Origin of the sequence: Kitasatospora sp. NPDC056446 (assembly GCF_042796115.1) — a bacterium.
Classification (GTDB): Bacteria; Actinomycetota; Actinomycetes; order Streptomycetales; family Streptomycetaceae; genus Kitasatospora.
The window spans coordinates 1-1,049 of sequence record NZ_JBHTRF010000076.1 but is presented as its reverse complement, the minus strand read 5'-3'; the positions used below and the strand labels follow the sequence as shown (position 1 = coordinate 1,049).

The following is a 1,049-nucleotide window of genomic DNA, read 5'->3' as shown; positions in this document are numbered from 1 at the left end:
CCCTTCATTGAGTTCTGCCTGGTGGGCGGGTTTTGTTTTACACCCCCCCCGGCTCGCGGGGGGCCCGCCGGACGCGGGCGGGGCCGCCTCCCCCCCCACCGCGTTGCGTCGTGAGGGCGGAAACGGGCGGGAGCGGGCGCGGGGCTACATCGGGGTGGGCCTGATCATGGCGAACGGGGCGCCCTGGGGGTCGGCGACGACGGTCATCCGGCCGGCCATCATGTCGAAGGGCGGCGCGAGGACGGTCCCACCCCGCTTGACCAGCGCGTCCACGGTGGAGTCGACGTCGTCGACCGCGAAGTAGCTCAGCCAGTGGGCCGGGGTGCCGGGCGGGTCGTTGGCGAGGAGGGAGACGCCGCCGACCGCACGGCCGCCGACGCGCAGCTCCCAGTACGAGTCCGCGCCGTCCAGCGGCTCGATCTCGATGCCGAACGCCTCGCCGTAGAAGGCGGTGGCGGCCTGGACGTCGCTGGTGTGCAGCTCGTTCCAGGTCAGCGCGCCGGCCTCGTTGACCACCTGGGCGCCGAAGAACTCGCCGGGCTGCCAGACGCCGAACACCGCGCCCTGCGGGTCGGCGGCGATCAGCATCCGGCCCAGGTTGCCGACGTCCATGACCGGGGCGAGCAGGGTGCCGCCGGCGCCGACGATCGCGTCCTGGGTGGCCTGGGCGTCGGTGCTGGCCAGGTAGCTGTTCCAGACGGTCGGCGGTTCGGGCATCCCCTCCGGGGCCATCGTCGGGCCGATGCCGGCCGCGGCCTTTCCGTTGAGCTCGCAGACCGCGTAACCCCCGAACTCGGCGGGGCCGGGCCGGCCCTGCCAGCCGAAGAGGTCGCGGTAGAAGTCCAGCGCGGCCTGCTGGTCCTTGGCCATCAGGTCGACCCAGCACGGGGTGCCGGTCGCGTACGGGGTGGTGACTTCAGGCATGGCTCGCCTCTCTCCGGTGACGTCCCCCGCCAGCCACCTTTTCCCCGCCGCCGGGTATCCGCCACTCGGCAGGCCCCCACGGGTGTCGGGTACCGGGCGGTCTGTGCGGTGGGCATGGTGGGCGT

General features: G+C 73.4%; 1 protein-coding gene. It reads right to left on the bottom strand.

Features of this window, described 5'->3' with window-relative positions:
* Positions 1-144: 144 nt before the first annotated feature.
* Entirely contained in the window at positions 145-924 is a 780-nt protein-coding gene (locus tag ACFQ6N_RS32645) for a VOC family protein (RefSeq protein ID WP_380657046.1), read from the bottom strand.
* Between the last annotated feature and the right edge of the window lie 125 nt (positions 925-1,049).